This window comes from Lentzea sokolovensis (genome assembly GCF_033949975.1).
Taxonomy (GTDB): Bacteria; Actinomycetota; Actinomycetes; order Mycobacteriales; family Pseudonocardiaceae; genus Lentzea; species Lentzea sokolovensis.
Window position 1 is genome coordinate 22436 of sequence record NZ_JAXAVU010000004.1, and the last position, 15473, is coordinate 37908.

Here is a 15473-nt window from a genome sequence, read left to right on the forward strand (position 1 = left end):
CTGCGGCCAGCGGGAAGTCGAGCTGTTGGACGGACTTCCATGGACCGCTGGATGCCAGCCTCGTTGTGCTCGCCGACCCAACCCGGCTGGAAGCGGTGGAAAGTCTCGGAGACGGCCACGTCGTAGCCGGGGGCGGCGAGCTTCTCGGCTACGCCGTGCAGGTACCCGTCCGGGACGAGAATCGGCTGGTCGAGCACGATGCCCGGCCCGAACCGGACTCGGGGAGTCGAACCGGTAACGGCAGATCGTTTACGCGATGGGTATTGCGTCGATCTTGCCTGAAACCGTCTACACGCAAGGGTCTAGCTGGCTGGGGTCGGGCTTGTGGTTGCCCACGGGGACGTCGGGCAGGTTGTGCTTGAACAGCGTGTACCAGGTGCCGTCCGAGATGAACTTGACGATCTTCGCGCGAACGGCCTCGCACTTGGCCTTGCTCCCCTTGGGAAGCCCGATGCCGTAGCGCTCCTCCTGGCCGAACACGATGTCCGGCGGAACGTGGACCTCCTTGTCGAGGCGCTGGATCCCGTAGAGGATCAGTTGATCGGTGGACACCGCGTCGACTTTCCCTTCGCGCAACAACGTTCTGCACTCCTCGTAGGTGCTGACGTGACGAGTCGTCACCTGGACGCCGAGATCGGCCGCCACCTGCTTCTCGGAGGTCGAACCCGAAGTGACGCAGACGCTTCTTCCCTGCAGGTCCGCCGCCTTGAGATATTCGTCCTTGTCCTCGGAGCGCACCATCACGCCCTGATGCCCCACCATGTACGGGCCCGCGAAGTCGACTTTCTTGCGGCGCTCGTCGGTTATGGAGTAGGTCGCTACCACCAGATTGACCAAGCCGTTCTGAAGCTGGCTTTCGCGGTTGCTTGCGAGGACATCGACCGGCACCGAGGTGAACTCCAGCTGGTCGCCCAGCCAGTTTGAGAAGTCGAAGTCGAAACCGGTGGTGTAGCCCGCCTGGTCTCGATAGCCCCAGCCGGGAGAACTGGACGTCTGCCCCACGTAGACTTTTTTGTCGAACAGCGGCGCAGGCGCGGAGCAGCCGGTGATCAACGCTACCGTCAGCAGAGCGGAAACGCGCAATCGGGCATGTCCCCTAGTCATGCAGCACCGCCTTGTCGATCTTCAAGCGAACCTCACACTTGGAATTGATCATGGTGTAGCGGAGAACCAGCTTGACCTCCGCCTTGCGAACGGCGCCGTTCAGGGGAACATCGGCGACCTCACCTGGAGCCTTCTGCATCGATGGCTGCTCCTTTCCGTCGACCACGGGAACGAATTCCACCTTTGCGGTGTACACGCAGTCGCCCGTCGTCTTTGCATTGGCCAGAGACACGATTAGCCTGACATGTCGACGCTCTGGAGGGTTACCCGGAACAGGCAACACCAGCTGACTTCCGTCTGTCCACGTTTTGTCCGACTCGTCGATCGAAGAAGTGAAGTCGATGTCCTTCAGCTGCTGCCAGGCCGCATAGGCGAGCCCGCCCGCGCCGAACAACGCGATCACCACAGCCGCGACAATACTGTAACGACGCCACGGCACCCCGCGCGCTGAAACGGACGGGATGGAAGGAAATACGTACACGAAAACCGAGAGCGGCAACGCCACTGCAGCGGCAATTTTCCCAGCTTCATCCAGATCCAGAAAGGCTACCGGAAACAACGAAGCCGTGAGCAACGCAAAAGACAGCACTGGACGCCATTTTGGTCTCTCTGGCGGCGGCTCTGTCATCAGTTCCACACTCTTCCCACTAGTTCCGCGGATACGACGACACTTTGTCGATCGGCAAGACCCGGCCGTTACTGCATTACAAATGAGGAGGAATGAGAAGTGGTCATGCGGCCCGTACAGGCGCCAGTGCGTCCTGCGGAGTGGCCGTTGCAGTGCGGCTTATGAAGAGGGGCGGTCTGGACGAATGCGACGCACAGATCGAATGTCCACCAGGACGGCCGAGTCGCGCCGTCGTTCGGTGAACCAGGAGGCGTCACCCCATGTCAGAGTCGCCCTGGGCGGAAGCGGAACAGGCCGACAAGGTGGCAGCCCACGTCGCCCTCGGACCCGACGTGGAGTTCGCGCCCTGTACCCCCTTCGCTCTCCGACATCGTCGCCCAGGCTTCGCAGTCCCTGGTCGTGACAGGGGCGGAGATCGCACACATCCTCCGCACGACCCCGCCGGACGAGCTGCACGCCGTCGCGACGTTCCTGGCGAGGATGACCGACGCGGCGGCCGGGGCCTACCAGCGGCTCAGCGCCGCTCCTGGCTCGCGAACCCCGTGAGGTGGGCGTAGGCCACGGCGTGCGTGCGGTCCCGCAGGCCGAGCTTGCGCAGGATGCTCGACACGTGCGACTTCACCGTCTCCTCGCCGACGTGCAGCAGCCCGGCGATCTCGGAGTTGGTGTGGGCGCGCGACAGCAGGAGCAGCACCTCGCGTTCGCGGGCGGTCAGGCGGTCGAGGTCGGTCGGGAGAGCGGGCGCGCTGAGGGTGCCGGCGAAGCGGGCGAGGTGCCGCCGCACGATCGACGGGTCGATCAGCACGTCGTCGCGCGCCGCGATGCGCACCGCCGCGATCATCTCCTCCGGCGGCATGGACTTGAGCAGGAACCCGCGGGCCCCGGCGCTCATCGCCCGGTGCACGTACTCGTCGGTGTCGTGCGTCGTCAGCACGATGATCTTCGTGCGGTTGCCGGGAGCGGCGAGGATCGCCGACGCGGCACCGAGCCCGTCGCGGCGTGGCATGCGGATGTCGAGCACCGCGACGTCCGGCCGCAACCGCAGCACGGCGTCCACGGCCTGCTCGCCGTCGGCGACCTCGGCCACGACCTCGATGTCGTCCTCGGTGTCCAGGATGGCGCGCAGGCCGGAGCGGAAGACCGCGTGGTCGTCGGCGACCAGGACGGTGATGGTCACTGCGGGCCTCCGAGGCGGAACGAGACTGCGGTCCGCCAATTCTTCCCGTCCGGCCCGGCGCCTCGGGTGAGCACCCCGCCGAACTCCTCCGCGCGGGCGCGGATGCCCGCCAGTCCGCGCCCTTCCCGGGCAGGGACCTCGACCGGGTGCTCGGCCGGGAGCGGGTTCACGGTCTCGACGTCGAACCGCCCGCCGTCGTGGCGTACCGAGACCTCGATCGGCCCGCCGTCGCCGTGGCGCAACGCGTTGGTGAGCATCTCCTGGACGATGCGGAACACCGCGGCGTCGAGCTGCGGCGGCAGGTCGCGCGGTGTGCCGGAGGCGTCCAGTCGCACCTCCAACCCGGTCTCCCGCAAGCGTTCCAGCATCGCGCCGATGTCGGCCAGGCCGGGATCGCGGTCCGCCTGGGGACGCTGGCCGAGCAGCAGGTCGAGCATCTGCCGCAGATCGTGCAGCGCCGTGCGGCTGGAGTCCTCGACCGACCGGACGGACCGCAGCGCCGACTCGTCACCGCTGGTGCGGGCGAGCCGCAACCGCGCCGCGCCCGCGTGCACGCTGATGGCGCTGACGTGGTGGGTGATGACGTCGTGCAGGTCGCGGGCGATGGCGGCGCGGTCCTCGGCGATGGCCGCGTCGACGGCCTCTTGGGCCTCGCGCTCCTCCTGCTCGGCCTGCCGTCTCATCTCGTCGAGGTAGGCGCGGCGTGAGGTGGTGTAGCGGCCGACGAGCCACGAGATCAGCCCGGTCTTGGCCGCCGACACGAGCACGTACCAGTCGAGCGCGTACCCGCGGGTGAGGTGGGCGAGCACGAGCCCGCCGATCACCCCGAGCAGCGAGGCGACCGCCCACCGCCCGCGCAGCCAGGCACCGGCCCGGTAGGACGCGACGAGGATCCCCGTCTCGTTGAGCCGCAGAGTACGCGGCCCGCCCAGCAGCAACGCGACCGCCGCGTTGAACACGACGGCGGCGACCGCGACCGCTCCCGACCACTTCGTCCGCGAGGCGAGCGCCGCGTCGACCACCACGATCCCCAGCAGTGCGGCCGTCCAGGCGCCGTCGACCGGGAGGTCCTGCACGAGGAACGACAGCACGTCGGCGACCGCGCAGACCCCGGCGACCAGGAGGGACTGCCGCTGGAGGTTCGTCCTGGCACGGGACAGCGAGGCGACGTTGATCACCCGCAGACGATGTCAGGGCGGCGGGCGCGCGACATCCCTCGCGCGAGGGAGACGGACCCGCTCGGCGAGGGGAAGATCCGCGGCTGCGGAGTTCCTAGGTTTTCGCCATGCCTTCGTTCAAGCCTTCTCGCCGGGTGGTCGCCGCCGGGCTCGCCGGAGCCGTGCTCCTCGGCCTGGCCTACCTGGCCGTGCGCCCGGAGCCGGTGCTCGCCGTGCCCGACGGCGCCGCGCCCGGCTCGCTGACGACGCGACCCTGCGACTTCGACACGGAGACGGGTCCCGTCGCCGCCGACTGCGGCACGCTCGTCGTGCCGGAGAACCGGCGCGACCCCGCGACGAAGATGATCGCCCTGCCCGTGACCAGGATCCGCGCCGCCGAGCCGAACCCCGGCGAGCCGATCTTCCGGCTCGGCGGCGGCCCCGGCGCCACGAACATGAACTTCCCGCAGGCGAGCAGACTCATCGCCGACCACGACGTGGTGATGGTCGGGTACCGCGGCGTCGACGGCTCGCGCCGCCTGGACTGCCCCGAGGTCGTGGGGTCGATGCGCGGTGGCGACGGGATCGCCGCCGCGAAGACGTTGCCCGCCACCACCAAGGCGTTCGAGCTGTGCGCGAAGCGGCTGACCGCGGACGGCGCCGACCTCACCGGGTACTCCGTCGCCCAGCGGGTGGACGACCTCGAGGACGCCCGCACCGCCCTCGGCTACCAGAAGATCAACCTGCTCAGCACCAGCGCGGGCACCCGCACCGCGATGATCTACTCGTGGCGCCACCCCGCGTCGCTGAACCGGTCCGCCATGATCGCCGTCAACCCGCCGGGCCACCTGTTCTGGGACCCTGCCACCACCGACTCGCAGTTCGGGCAGTACGCGGAGCTCTGCCGCGCCGACGCCGGCTGCTCGGCCCGCACCTCCGACCTCGCGGCCTCGGTCCGCTCCGTCGCCACGGCCATGCCGGAAAGCTGGGGACCACTGTCCATCAAGGACACAAACGTCCGCGTGGTGAGCCAGTACGCCATGCACCACAACGGACACGTCTCGGCGCCGAACAACGCCCCGACCGTCCTCGACGCCTATCTCAGCGGCGACACCGGTGCGCTGTGGGCGATGTCCGTGCTCGGCGACGTCGTCCTGCCGGAGTCGCTCGTGTGGGGCGAGTTCGCCTCGTTCGCCATGCTCGACGCCGAGTTCAACCAGCGGTACCACGACGCGGGCGGTGATCCCGGCTCGATCCTGGGCAACGTCTCCACCGACTTCCTCTGGGCGGGGGCCGGCGTGCAGAAGGTGTGGCCGGACAGCCCAGACAACGCCGAGTACCGCACCATGCGGCCCAGCGACGTCGAGACCCTCGTGATCAGCGGGGAGGTCGACTTCTCGACCCCGTCACAGAACGCGACCAAGGAGCTGCTCCCGGCGCTCTCGCGCGGCAAGCAGGTCGTCCTGCCCGGTCTCGGCCACACCTACGACTTCTGGGAACACCGCCCGGACGCCGGCAAGCACCTCCTCACCACGTTCTTCGGCTCCGGCCAGGTGGACAGCTCCGGCTTCGACCGCCGCCCGATCGCCTTCGACGACGTGCCGCTGAGCATGTCGACCCTCGCCCGGCTGCTGATCGGTGCCGTCGTCGGTGGCGCGGTGCTCGGCCTGCTCGTGCTCGCCTGGCTCTTCCGCAGGTCGCGTCGCCAGGGCTTCACCGCCCGGGCGAGCGTCTGGACCCGTGTCGCCGCTGCGCTTCCACTCGGCCTCGGTGGCTGGCTGCTGGGCGTGCTGGTGTCGTGGACGCTCAACCCGGACGACTTCCTCGTCAGCGCCACGGTGATCGTTCCCGGAACCGGTGTGCTGATCGGGCTGGGCGCCCACCTCGCCTGCGTCCGTCCTGAGTGGACTGCCCGAGCCCGTCGAACCAGCCTGGTCGCCGCGGTCGGTGCGGCACTGCTGGGCGCTCTGCTCGGCACGTACGCGCTGCCAGGTCTCACCGCACCGGCCACCGCCATCGTCGGCGCCGTCGCGGCCACCAACCTGGCATTGCTGCTCAGTTCTCGGAACGTGAGCCCGCGAGCAGCGTGACGGTTCGCCAGAACGCGTCGGCGTCCTCCGCGGGCACGACGTCGAGGAGATGCCGGCGCACACCGTCCGCGTGGACGGCTCGTGCGCCGGCGTCAGCTCACGGCCCCGGCGGGTGGCCCTGACGAGGCGTTCGGCGACCGTGCCGCCGCGGGTGACGAGTCCCCGCTCCCCCATGCGGCCGAGGTGGCGGGACAGCCGGCTGCGCTCCCAGCCCAGGTCGTCGGAGAGGCGTTGCTGCCGCCGCCCTCCTCGACCACTCGCGTGAGCACCGAGAAATCGACGCTGGAGAGCCCCGTCGCCTCGGGGATCGGCCTGGGCCTTGCGCGGCGCTATGCGGCACGGGGGAACCGCGTCCTCGTCACCGGGCGTTCCGCACGCCGACTCGACCTGCCGGGCGCGCGGGTGGTCGCGGGTGATCTCGCCCGGCCGCAGGACCGCGAACACCTCTCCAACGTCGTCGCGGAGGAGTTCGGGGCGCTGGACGTCCTGGTCAACAACGCCGGAATCCAGCGGCGCGTCGAGATCGCCCGGAACGAGCCGCCGTGGGAGGAGCGGCAGCGCGAGATCGACCTGCTGCTGGGCGCGCCGATCGACCTCGTGGCGCTGCTGACGCCACTGCTCACCGGCAGCGGCCAGATCGTGAACGTCACCTCGGGCGGGGCATTCGTCCCGCAGCCGTTCGCACCGGTCTACAGCATCGCCACCGCTGCACGTCACCCTGACCCGCAGGGAGGTGGGAACTCACGGCATGACGCTGCACGGCGTCGACGCGACCGAACTTCTCGCCCTGCACCTGGTCACGAGGCGCACACAAGAAGGCCCGATCCGGTTCAACCTCAACCTGAATCTGAAGGACGGCACCGATCCAGGCGTCTCCGTCGCCTCGTGCGACCCTGTGGCCGTCCTCAGGCTCTCCGAGTTCTTCGCAGGTGTCGACACCGACAGGGTCATCGAGATCAGCCTGCCGACCACGCGGATCTCGTGCCCCGTTTCGGTAGCGGCCGATCCTGCGTTCGCAGATCTGAGGAACCTGTTGCGGGATCTCGTGATGGTCAGAGACGAGTTGGGGCTCAACCTGCCGATCCCGGACGTATGGGCGGCGCAGGATCAGCGCGTCATCCGGTTCGCCGCCCAACTTCTTCGCGACGAACACACTCCGTTCCCCTGGCTGATACGACCGACCAGTCACCGGTCCGCAGAGGAACATCTGCACGACGTGAGGCCGACTTCGCCTCGTGGCGTCAGTCTCTGGACGAGCATCGACAACCTGCCCCCCACGTTCAACGGCCAGGAGTTCGAGATCGGCCAGGTGTGGCTCCACTTCGACAGCGTCGACCTGCAGGACCCAGAAGGATGCGAAGCGGCGGCACGCGCCGGACACGACGCCGACCGGGTGTTCGTGCCCCAGCCCGGAACGCGGCGTGCGCGGCCGCCGCCTCGGCCCAGCACAGCAGCACCGTTCCCGACATCGCGTGGATCTTGCTGCCGGGCTTGCCCCGGCCGAGCCGAGCAGATCCAGCATCATCTGGTGCAGTCGGGAGAACACGTCCGAGTCCAACGATCCAGCGTGCCGAGAGGCGTGATGGCCTCTCGCTAGAGCGAGCGCTGGTGACCGAAGTCGAAGTCCTCCAACGACTTGCGGTCCTTGGTCTTCGTGGCCTTGGTGGGTCATCAGGCGATCTCCTCGCTGCCAGGCAGGATCTCGTGGTCGAGATCGAAGGTGCGGTCGCAGCCAGGCAAGCTGCGGTGCTCGGCATCGGCGTCGATCGCCGGGACGACGAGGAGCGCAGGCGTCGACGTGCTCGGGGATGCCGGGCATCCGGTGCGTGACACGGTGTTGGCGGAGGCCGCCGGGCGGGGCCTGACCAGGCGACTCAAGAGCTGCCAAAGCATCACCACTGTCGCGCTTGGCACTCTCGTCACTCGGCGGGTCGAACCGACCGTTCCGCTGCTCCCTGGGTAGCCCGCTGGCAGTTGCCGCGGTCGCCAGATCCGGCGGTCATTGCACAAATCGTCAAGGAGGTGAACCAGATGAGTGTGCTCAAGCTCCAGCCCCTTCAGCCGGAATTCACGGTAGGTGGTGGCCGTTCACCGACTGGAAGCCCGCGGACGACGACGAGGGTGGCCTGCTCGGCGGCCGTTTCCGGGTGACCGGCGCGATGCACTTCTCCGACACCGGCGGCGTGCACGAGGCCTAGGACACCGCGAACGACGCACACGACGTGACGTCCGTAGCGCCCGCCCGAGTACACCTCGTTGACCAGTCTCATTCAAAGTCGACCGCATGGAGGAGCGACGTGTCCACCTCTCGCCGAGGCGCGTTAGCCGGTTTGTTGGCGATCATGGTCCTGCTACCTGGAGGAATTCCGGCGTATGCGGACGGTTCAGCACAGGAAAGCGGGATCTCCGCCACCGAAAGCCGCCTCCAGGAGCTGGTCGAGGACAAGGCGGCTCTGGGCTTCTACTACGACGAGCGGCGTGATGACTACGTCGTGGTGCTGCCGGCCACTGGCCACGGCAGCGTCGGCGTTGCCGCCGACTTCACCCTCAATGGTTCCGCGCCCACCGTGAAACGCAGCAGCACCACCCAGGCCGCGATCGACGAGTTCGACCGGCGAATCCGCGCCGAAGCGCAGCGGGACAAAGCCGCTGGCCACGTGTTCGGCTCGGCCTTCGACCTCGTTCGCGACGTCATGGCGGTGACCACTGACGCACCACAGGACGTCGTCCGCTCGTTGTCCGCCGGCCTGCCGATCACGGTGGAGCACCGGCACGGCACTGGAGGCAGGAACTCCAGGCAGTACGACTCGATCCCGTTCCGGGGAGGCGCGGCCGTCACCGTCGGGACTGCACAGTGCAGCAGCGGGTTCACCGTCAAATCACCGCAAGGGGACCGTTACCTGCTCACCGCGGGGCACTGCGGGTACGTGCAGGGGGTGCCGATGGGTCGACCGGTGTCGAACACCGGCAGTGGCGAGAACATGGGCTACTTCTACAACTGGAACTACCCCACGCGAGACATCGGCCTGATCAGCCGCCTCAATTCCGCCGGCGTCTACGGCCATCACATCTACGTCGGCAACGCGACCGGCACCGTGAAACGGGTGAGCGGCGCTTCGGACCCCGTCGTGGGCGGTACCGGCTATTGCCGCAGTGGGGTCTCCAGCTTCGAGCAGTGCGGGAACCGCGTCGTCGGCACGAGCGGCCAGCTGTGCGACGCCGCCGGTTGCACCCAGAACCTCGTCACCTACGACCAGGGCGCGGCGTCGTTGGGTGGTGACTCCGGCGCACCGCTCTACACCTACAACTCTGACCGGAGCGCGGTCGTCGTCCGCGGCATCCACATCGGGATCGTCGGCACCACTTACTACGCCGAGAAGTGGAGCCTCATCGCGAGCAGCCAGGGCGTCAGCATTGCGACTTCGACACCGTAGATCCACGCCGCCCGGCGGCAGGTCGAGTCCGCCGGGCGCCAGACCGTCACCCCACGACACCTAAACGAGATGCGGTCTAAAACGACTGAGCCCCATCTGAGGGTCCGTGTGGGTGGTGGTGCGCAGGTCGACGCTCACCGGGCCACGGGTCCGCCAGTGCGGACGTTGACGCTGGTGACGACATGCTCAGCGGACACGTCCTTCGTCACCACCGCGCCCGCGGCGATGTAGCCGCGTGGGCCGATCCGCACGCTGCCGACCACGCGAGCTCCGAAGGTGGTTAGTCGGCTGACACCGTTCGCCGACCACGACGCGGGAGCTGACGAACTGCGAGCCGGGCTTCTTCACCTCGTCACGGATCCGCGCTTCCTTCGAATACCCCAGCACGCAGTGCATGCCGACCAGGGCCGGGCGTGGTCAGCGGACCACGCCCGGCCCTGCGTCACTTGGCGTTGACGAAGTCCTTGAACGCCTTGCCCGCGGAGAACTTCACGGCCTTCGATGCCGCGATCTGGATCGGCTCGCCGGTCTGCGGGTTGCGCCCGGTCCTGGCCGCGCGCTCGCCCATCGAGAACGACCCGAACCCGACCAGGTTGACGGTGTCCCCCTCGGCCACGGTGTTCTTGATCGTGTGCAGCATCGTGTCCAGGACCTTGGCCACATCCGCCTTGTTCGCCTCCGCACCCTCGGACACGAGGTCGATCAGTTCCTGCTTGTTCACGCTGACGGCCCTTCGCTCATGATCAGAACACCGAGCATTTACACATGGTGATCAGTCGAGCGCAAAACGTAGTCACCCGGACAGGTGGGCCACGACCGGGGCATCCGACCACGCGCGTCGATACCTGTCGCTAGGGTCTTCGGATGCCGCGCACGTACACGGACAGAACGCTCAACTCCGAGGAGAACCTGCTGCTCCTGCGCGGAGTGCACCACAAGCCCGTCGATGACCACGAACCGTGTACACGATCGACGAACTGCTTGGGTGGAAACAGTATCTCGCGGCCAATGCGCACCACGTCGCGCGCCTAGCCGCACCCGTTGCTCGGCTCCCCCGATCAGGCGATGTCACCGTGGAGGAGTCCGAGTCCGCCGTTCGCCGACCACAAGATCAAGCCGCGGGCACCCTTGAAGACGGATCGATTCGGAACAACCCGGTGTCCACAGCAGAGCCAAGCGTTCTGCACTTCTCGCGTCCCGCGGACCGGCCGCGCGGATCTGTCGTACCGCAACTGTCCTGAGCGGAGCCCGCTAGGGTGGCTCGCGTGAGCGTTTCCCTCTACTACACGGCTCGCCGCGCGGCCCCGCTGTCCGACGCCGAGCTCACGGCGGTCGGCCAGGTCGTCGACACCTGCAACGCGAACGCGCCGTTCTCCCTGGAAGAAGAGGGGCTGTACCTCTACGACCAGCTGGAGCCGGGAACAGTGCTCGACGGGTCGACCAAGCTGCCTGCCGCGGATGACCGGGCGGTCTCGTCGTTGGTGCACTGGCTGGCTGCGGTCACCGCGCTGCGCAGCACTGTGCCGGACGCGGACTGGGCCTTCACCCTCGACGACTACGAGATCGAGTGGGACGACCACACCGGCTACCACCTGCCCGGCCTCGACGACTGATCCGCGCACGCCGATTCGATGGTCGTCCAGCGCTGCGACCGAACGCGGCGATCGCGCTGGACGAGCCCGCGACCACGTTCAGCTGCTGACGACGCTCCCGGCGACCAGCACGTCGGCAGGCCGCGGCCGGGACGAACGCTCGGCCCTGCCGGGTTTGTGGTGCTGACCATCCTCGTGGGTGTTCCCTGCGAGGGAACACCCACGAGAAGTTCGCGTCAGGACTCGCCGAACGCCCTGCCGGAACAGATCGGGGTCTCGCCCGACTTCACCAGGCAGACCCGGATGGCCACCGGGGTGTTCTCCCCGATGTTGCCGCTCGCCCAGCCACTGCAGTAGGGCGACGCGTGGCCGCGAGTGTTGACGACGCGGTCGGTGTCCCAGGTCGCACCGGGGTTGACGTCCAGCTGGGTCTCGATGCCCCAGCCGTCCGCCAGCGTGTCGCAGGCCCGGATCGCGTCGCCGGGCACGCTGCCGTCCGGGTCGGCGTTGAAGTCGCCGTAACCCGCGAGGTCCGATCCTCGGTAGACGTTGATGCCGGCGTCGGCCGACTGGATGCCGAGCTCGAATCTCGCCTGCGACTCCGGGGCCGCGCCGGCTTGGCCGCCCACCAGCACCAGACCCATCGTGCTGGCCAGGACCGCGAGTGCCGTGAAGGTGCGCTTCATCCGTTTTCCTTCCGTAGAACGGGTTTGTGCACCGCCATTCGTAGGGGTCGCGGAGTTGTCCAGCAGCAGGTCACCGCCCTGGCCAATCAACAGCGGCCAACGCGGGCGCCGCAGATGCGGGCGATCACGGCGTCCGGGTCGAGGTCCCACCTGATCACGCGGGGGTCGGAGCCGGTGGACGCCAGGGTGTCGCCGTTGAACGCGACGGAGTTGACCGGACCGGTGTGGCCGGTCAACGTGGCCACCTGCTCGCGGGTTGTGGTGTCCCACAACGTGATCACCGTGTCGCTGCCGGCGACCGCGAGGAGTGTTCCGGTGCCGTTGAGCGCTAGTTCCCGCACCGCACCGCGTTGGCCTGGCAGCGTCGCGCTCTGCCGGCGGGCCGCTACGTTCCAGAAGATCACCGCGCCACTGGCGTCCCCGGTGATCAGCGTCCGGCCGTCGGGCGTGAACGCGATGTCCCGCAACGCGTTCCCGAGCTCACCTAGAACCGCGAGCTCACGGGAGTGCTCGACGTCCCAGAGCACGATCCGCCCGTCGTTGCCCCCGGAGGCCAGCACCGTGCCGTCGGGGCTGAAGGCCAACGCCTCCACCTCGGCCGTGTGCGCGACCGGGAAGTTGCGCGGCGGCGCGTCGGAAGCCGGGTCCACCAGCCTGATCGTGCGATCGGCGCCGCCGGAGGCGACCACGTTCCCCGCCAGCACCAGGCTGGTCACCGGACCGTCGTGCTCAGCAATGGTGCGCACCGGCTTTCGCGACTCCAGGTCCCACGCGGTGACCGCGCCGTCCTCCCCAGCCGACACCAGGGTTCCGTCGGGGTGGAACGCGACCGACTTCACCCTCGCGGGCGCGTCGAGTTCGGTGATCTGCGTCCCGGACGGGTCCCAGACCCTGATGGACCTGTCCGCGCCGCCAGTCGCGATGCGCCCGTCGGCCGCCGCGGCGACACCGAACGGTGGAGCCGCATGTCCGGTGAACGCGGGCAAAGCGACCTGCCAGACGCTCACGCTGTCGTCGCCACCCGCCGCCAGCTTCGTCCCGTCAGGACTCAGCCCCGCCGCGAAGAAGGCCCCGGTGCGCGAGATCAGCCCGGTCAGCCAGCCGCCGCCAGGCACCGACCACCACCGCACGCTGCCGTCGTCGGCCGCGGACATCAGCATCCGGCCGTCCGGTCCGAACCCGACGGACCTGATCCCCGCGGTGTGCCGCCGCAGGAAACTCGGCTCTCCCCCGGCCCGCAACACGACCTGGCTGTCCGCACCACCGCTGGCCAGCGCACCGCCATCCCTGCTCAGCGCCACCGCGAGCACCGGTCCGCGATGGTCCTGGTAGACCTGTTGCGCGCCCGTGGTCCGGTTGTGCACGAGCACGCCGTTCTGCCCCGCCACCGCGACCAGGTCACCGCCCAGCGCCACGTCGTGGACCTCGCCGAGGGAATGCGGGATCCGCAGCACCTCCCGAGCGCCTTCCCACAGGATGACCGTGCCGTCCTGCGACGCGGACGCCATCAGCCGGCCGTCGTCGCTGTAGGAGATGCTGTTGATCCTGCCGTGCGCCACGGGAAGAACGTGCGCGGCGGCGTTCGTGTTCAGGTCCCACAACACGATCTGCTCGTCTTCACCACCAGAGGCGAGCCCCGGAGCGGAAGGGTGGAACGCCAGCGCGCGCACCGGCTTCGAGTGCTGGGTCAACGCGATCGGCGCAGCGGTCCCGGAAGGCGAGCGGACCAGCACGGATCGGTCGTCCCCTGCGGACGCCAGCAGCGTGCCGTCCTGGTTGAACGCCACCGCCCGCACCGCACCGCGGTGATCCTTCAGCGTCACCCGCGGCGGTTTGTAGGCGGCGGTGCTCAGCAACGCACCGCGCGCCTCGATCGTCGGTGACGTGCGGAAAGCCTGCACGGCAAGGGCTTCCGCGGCGTCCGGCCACGACCCGCTGAGGTCCTGGGCCTGCAACGCGAGCTGCCGGGACAACGCGACCTTCTCCCCGGCAACGGCGGCACGGCGCTGGACGACCGCCACACCCGTGATCACCAGGCACGCCACCAGCAACACGGCCAGGGCTTTGACGAGGGTGCGCAACCGCCGGGACTGCCGCCGGACGCCGGCACGTTCGGCGGTCTCGTGCGCCTCGCTCGCCGCGACGAACTCCCGTTCCAGCTGCGACAACGCGACCGGCGAGTCCGCGGCCAGCGACCGCGCGACCTCCAGCCGCACACCTCGGTACACGGCACCGGAATCGCGGTCGACGGCGTCCCAGGCGTGCGCGGCCGTCGTGAGGTCCTGGTGCTGCTGAAGGCGTTCGCGGTCCTCCTCGAGCCACGTCCGCAGCCGCGGCCAGGCCCTGGTCAACGCCTCGTGCGCCAGCTCCACGCTGCCGTCCGCGACGACCACGAGCCGCGCGGTGACCAGGGCGTTCAACGCCGGCCCCATCACCTCGTCCAGCGCGACCCGGCGCCGCAGGTCGTAGGCGCCCTGACCGGGCTGCACCAGCCGGAGCAGCAACGAACGAGCCGCGGCCTGATCAGCGGAACCCAGCTCCGTGAACGCCTGCTCGGCGGTGGCCGCGATCGCACCGGACACCCCGCCGCTCGCCTGGTACCCGGCCAGGGTGAGCCTGTTGTTCTCCCGTCTTCGCCACGTCTCCAGCAAGGCGTGGGACAGCAACGGCAAGGCGCCCGGCTGACCGTGCGCGTCGATCACCGCCGCCGACACCATGTCCGGTTCGACCTTCAGCCCGGCGCAGGTGGCAGGCTCGACGACAATCCGCCGCAACTCCTCCGGCGTCATCGGCCCGACCAGCACCTGCGCGTCCCGCAGCGCGGTGACCAGCGCGGGGATCGCCGCACACCGGTCCAGGAAGTCGATCCGGCAGCCGATGACCACCTTGGCGTCACACGCCAACAACGCCGCGACGAACGCGTCGCGCTCGTTCGGGTCGGCGCACAGCGTGAACGTCTCCTCGAACTGGTCCACGACGACCAGTTCCGGCCGGTCCGCGGTCTTGGCCGTCAGCTCCCGCACCGGATGGGCGGTCGGCGTCAGCACGACCGACGACAACGACAGCGAGGGCACCAGACCGGCCCTCAGCAACGACGACTTCCCCGATCCGGACGCCCCGAAAACCCCCAGGAACGACCGCTTCCCCACCTCCCCCACCAGATGCTCGACGAGTTCCTCGCGCCCGCGGAACAGCGACGCGTCCTCGGGCTGGAACGCCGCGAGGCCGAGATAGGGAGCGCTCTCGTCACCGGGCGCGAGGATCTCGGCGGCCACCTCCCGCCACTGCCGTTCCCAGTGCTCCGCGTCCCCTTCGCAGGCTTCGACGTACCCGAGCGTCACGGCCAGCGTCGGCAGTTGCGTGCCGCCCGCCGCCTCGGACAACGCCGTGGACGAGAAATGAGCCCTTCTGGACAACTCCCGGTAGCTCGGAGATCCGGCCTTCTCGCGCAGCAGGCGCAACTCCCACGCGAAGCGCTGGACCGGGCCTTCGTTCGGGTCGAGCGGACGTTCTGGCCGTCCCACCCGCACCTCCTCTGTTCGACTGCGAATGATTGTCCAGACCGATCAACCGTTGCTGGACAACTCCCTCCGGATGAACGTGGA

12 protein-coding genes and 1 pseudogene are annotated in these 15473 nt (G+C 68.8%); 5 read left to right on the top strand and 8 right to left on the bottom strand.

Going from position 1 to position 15473, the window contains the following annotated elements; all coding sequences use genetic code 11:
- Positions 1-288 precede the first annotated feature (288 nt).
- The 4 genes from SK854_RS05615 to SK854_RS05630 all read right to left on the bottom strand — a co-directional run bounded on the left by SK854_RS05615 (position 289) and on the right by SK854_RS05630 (position 4087).
- Positions 289-1083, bottom strand: coding sequence for a transporter substrate-binding domain-containing protein (locus SK854_RS05615; RefSeq protein ID WP_319973906.1), 795 nt, complete (start codon positions 1081-1083; stop codon positions 289-291).
- 13 nt (positions 1084-1096) lie between these two features.
- Entirely contained in the window at positions 1097-1693 is a 597-nt protein-coding gene (locus tag SK854_RS05620; protein WP_319973907.1) for a hypothetical protein, read from the bottom strand.
- Between the two features lie 553 nt (positions 1694-2246).
- Complete coding sequence (locus tag SK854_RS05625; protein WP_319973908.1) at positions 2247-2909, bottom strand: response regulator transcription factor; 663 nt, start codon at positions 2907-2909, stop codon at positions 2247-2249.
- On the bottom strand, positions 2906-4087 hold the full coding sequence (locus SK854_RS05630; protein ID WP_319973909.1) for a sensor histidine kinase: 1182 nt from the start codon (positions 4085-4087) through the stop codon (positions 2906-2908). The genes SK854_RS05625 and SK854_RS05630 overlap by 4 nt, the downstream gene beginning before the upstream one ends.
- A gap of 107 nt (positions 4088-4194) precedes the next feature.
- Between SK854_RS05630 and SK854_RS05635 the strand changes: the two genes are divergently transcribed.
- The 3 genes and pseudogenes from SK854_RS05635 to SK854_RS05645 all read left to right on the top strand — a co-directional run bounded on the left by SK854_RS05635 (position 4195) and on the right by SK854_RS05645 (position 7753).
- The gene (locus tag SK854_RS05635; RefSeq protein ID WP_319973910.1) at positions 4195-6156 is read left to right on the top strand and encodes an alpha/beta fold hydrolase; all 1962 of its coding nucleotides are present in this window, start codon (positions 4195-4197) and stop codon (positions 6154-6156) included.
- Between the two features lie 261 nt (positions 6157-6417).
- Positions 6418-6807: pseudogene (locus tag SK854_RS05640) on the top strand (SDR family NAD(P)-dependent oxidoreductase); the annotation flags it as partial.
- 97 nt (positions 6808-6904) lie between these two features.
- Positions 6905-7753 carry a hypothetical protein gene (locus tag SK854_RS05645; protein ID WP_319974921.1) on the top strand — a complete coding sequence of 283 codons (849 nt, stop codon included), beginning with the start codon at positions 6905-6907 and terminating at the stop codon, positions 7751-7753.
- Between the two features lie 74 nt (positions 7754-7827).
- Here the strand turns inward: SK854_RS05645 and SK854_RS05650 are convergent, their stop codons facing one another.
- Positions 7828-8034, bottom strand: a complete 207-nt coding sequence (locus SK854_RS05650) for a hypothetical protein (RefSeq protein WP_319974922.1) — start codon at positions 8032-8034, stop codon at positions 7828-7830.
- A gap of 464 nt (positions 8035-8498) precedes the next feature.
- Here SK854_RS05650 and SK854_RS05655 point away from each other — a divergent pair, with 464 nt between their 5' ends.
- Positions 8499-9590 carry a S1 family peptidase gene (locus SK854_RS05655; protein WP_319973911.1) on the top strand — a complete coding sequence of 364 codons (1092 nt, stop codon included), beginning with the start codon at positions 8499-8501 and terminating at the stop codon, positions 9588-9590.
- A 442-nt stretch (positions 9591-10032) separates the two neighbouring features.
- Here the strand turns inward: SK854_RS05655 and SK854_RS05660 are convergent, their stop codons facing one another.
- Positions 10033-10311 (bottom strand): HU family DNA-binding protein, encoded by a 279-nt coding sequence (locus SK854_RS05660; protein WP_319973912.1) that lies wholly within the window; start codon positions 10309-10311, stop codon positions 10033-10035.
- A 544-nt stretch (positions 10312-10855) separates the two neighbouring features.
- Between SK854_RS05660 and SK854_RS05665 the strand changes: the two genes are divergently transcribed.
- A complete protein-coding gene (locus SK854_RS05665; protein WP_319973913.1) occupies positions 10856-11203 on the top strand; it encodes a hypothetical protein in 348 nt (115 codons plus the stop codon).
- Between the two features lie 215 nt (positions 11204-11418).
- Here the strand turns inward: SK854_RS05665 and SK854_RS05670 are convergent, their stop codons facing one another.
- On the bottom strand, positions 11419-11868 hold the full coding sequence (locus SK854_RS05670; protein WP_319973914.1) for a hypothetical protein: 450 nt from the start codon (positions 11866-11868) through the stop codon (positions 11419-11421).
- Between the two features lie 86 nt (positions 11869-11954).
- Complete coding sequence (locus SK854_RS05675; RefSeq protein ID WP_319973915.1) at positions 11955-15392, bottom strand: nSTAND1 domain-containing NTPase; 3438 nt, start codon at positions 15390-15392, stop codon at positions 11955-11957.
- Positions 15393-15473: the final 81 nt, after the last annotated feature.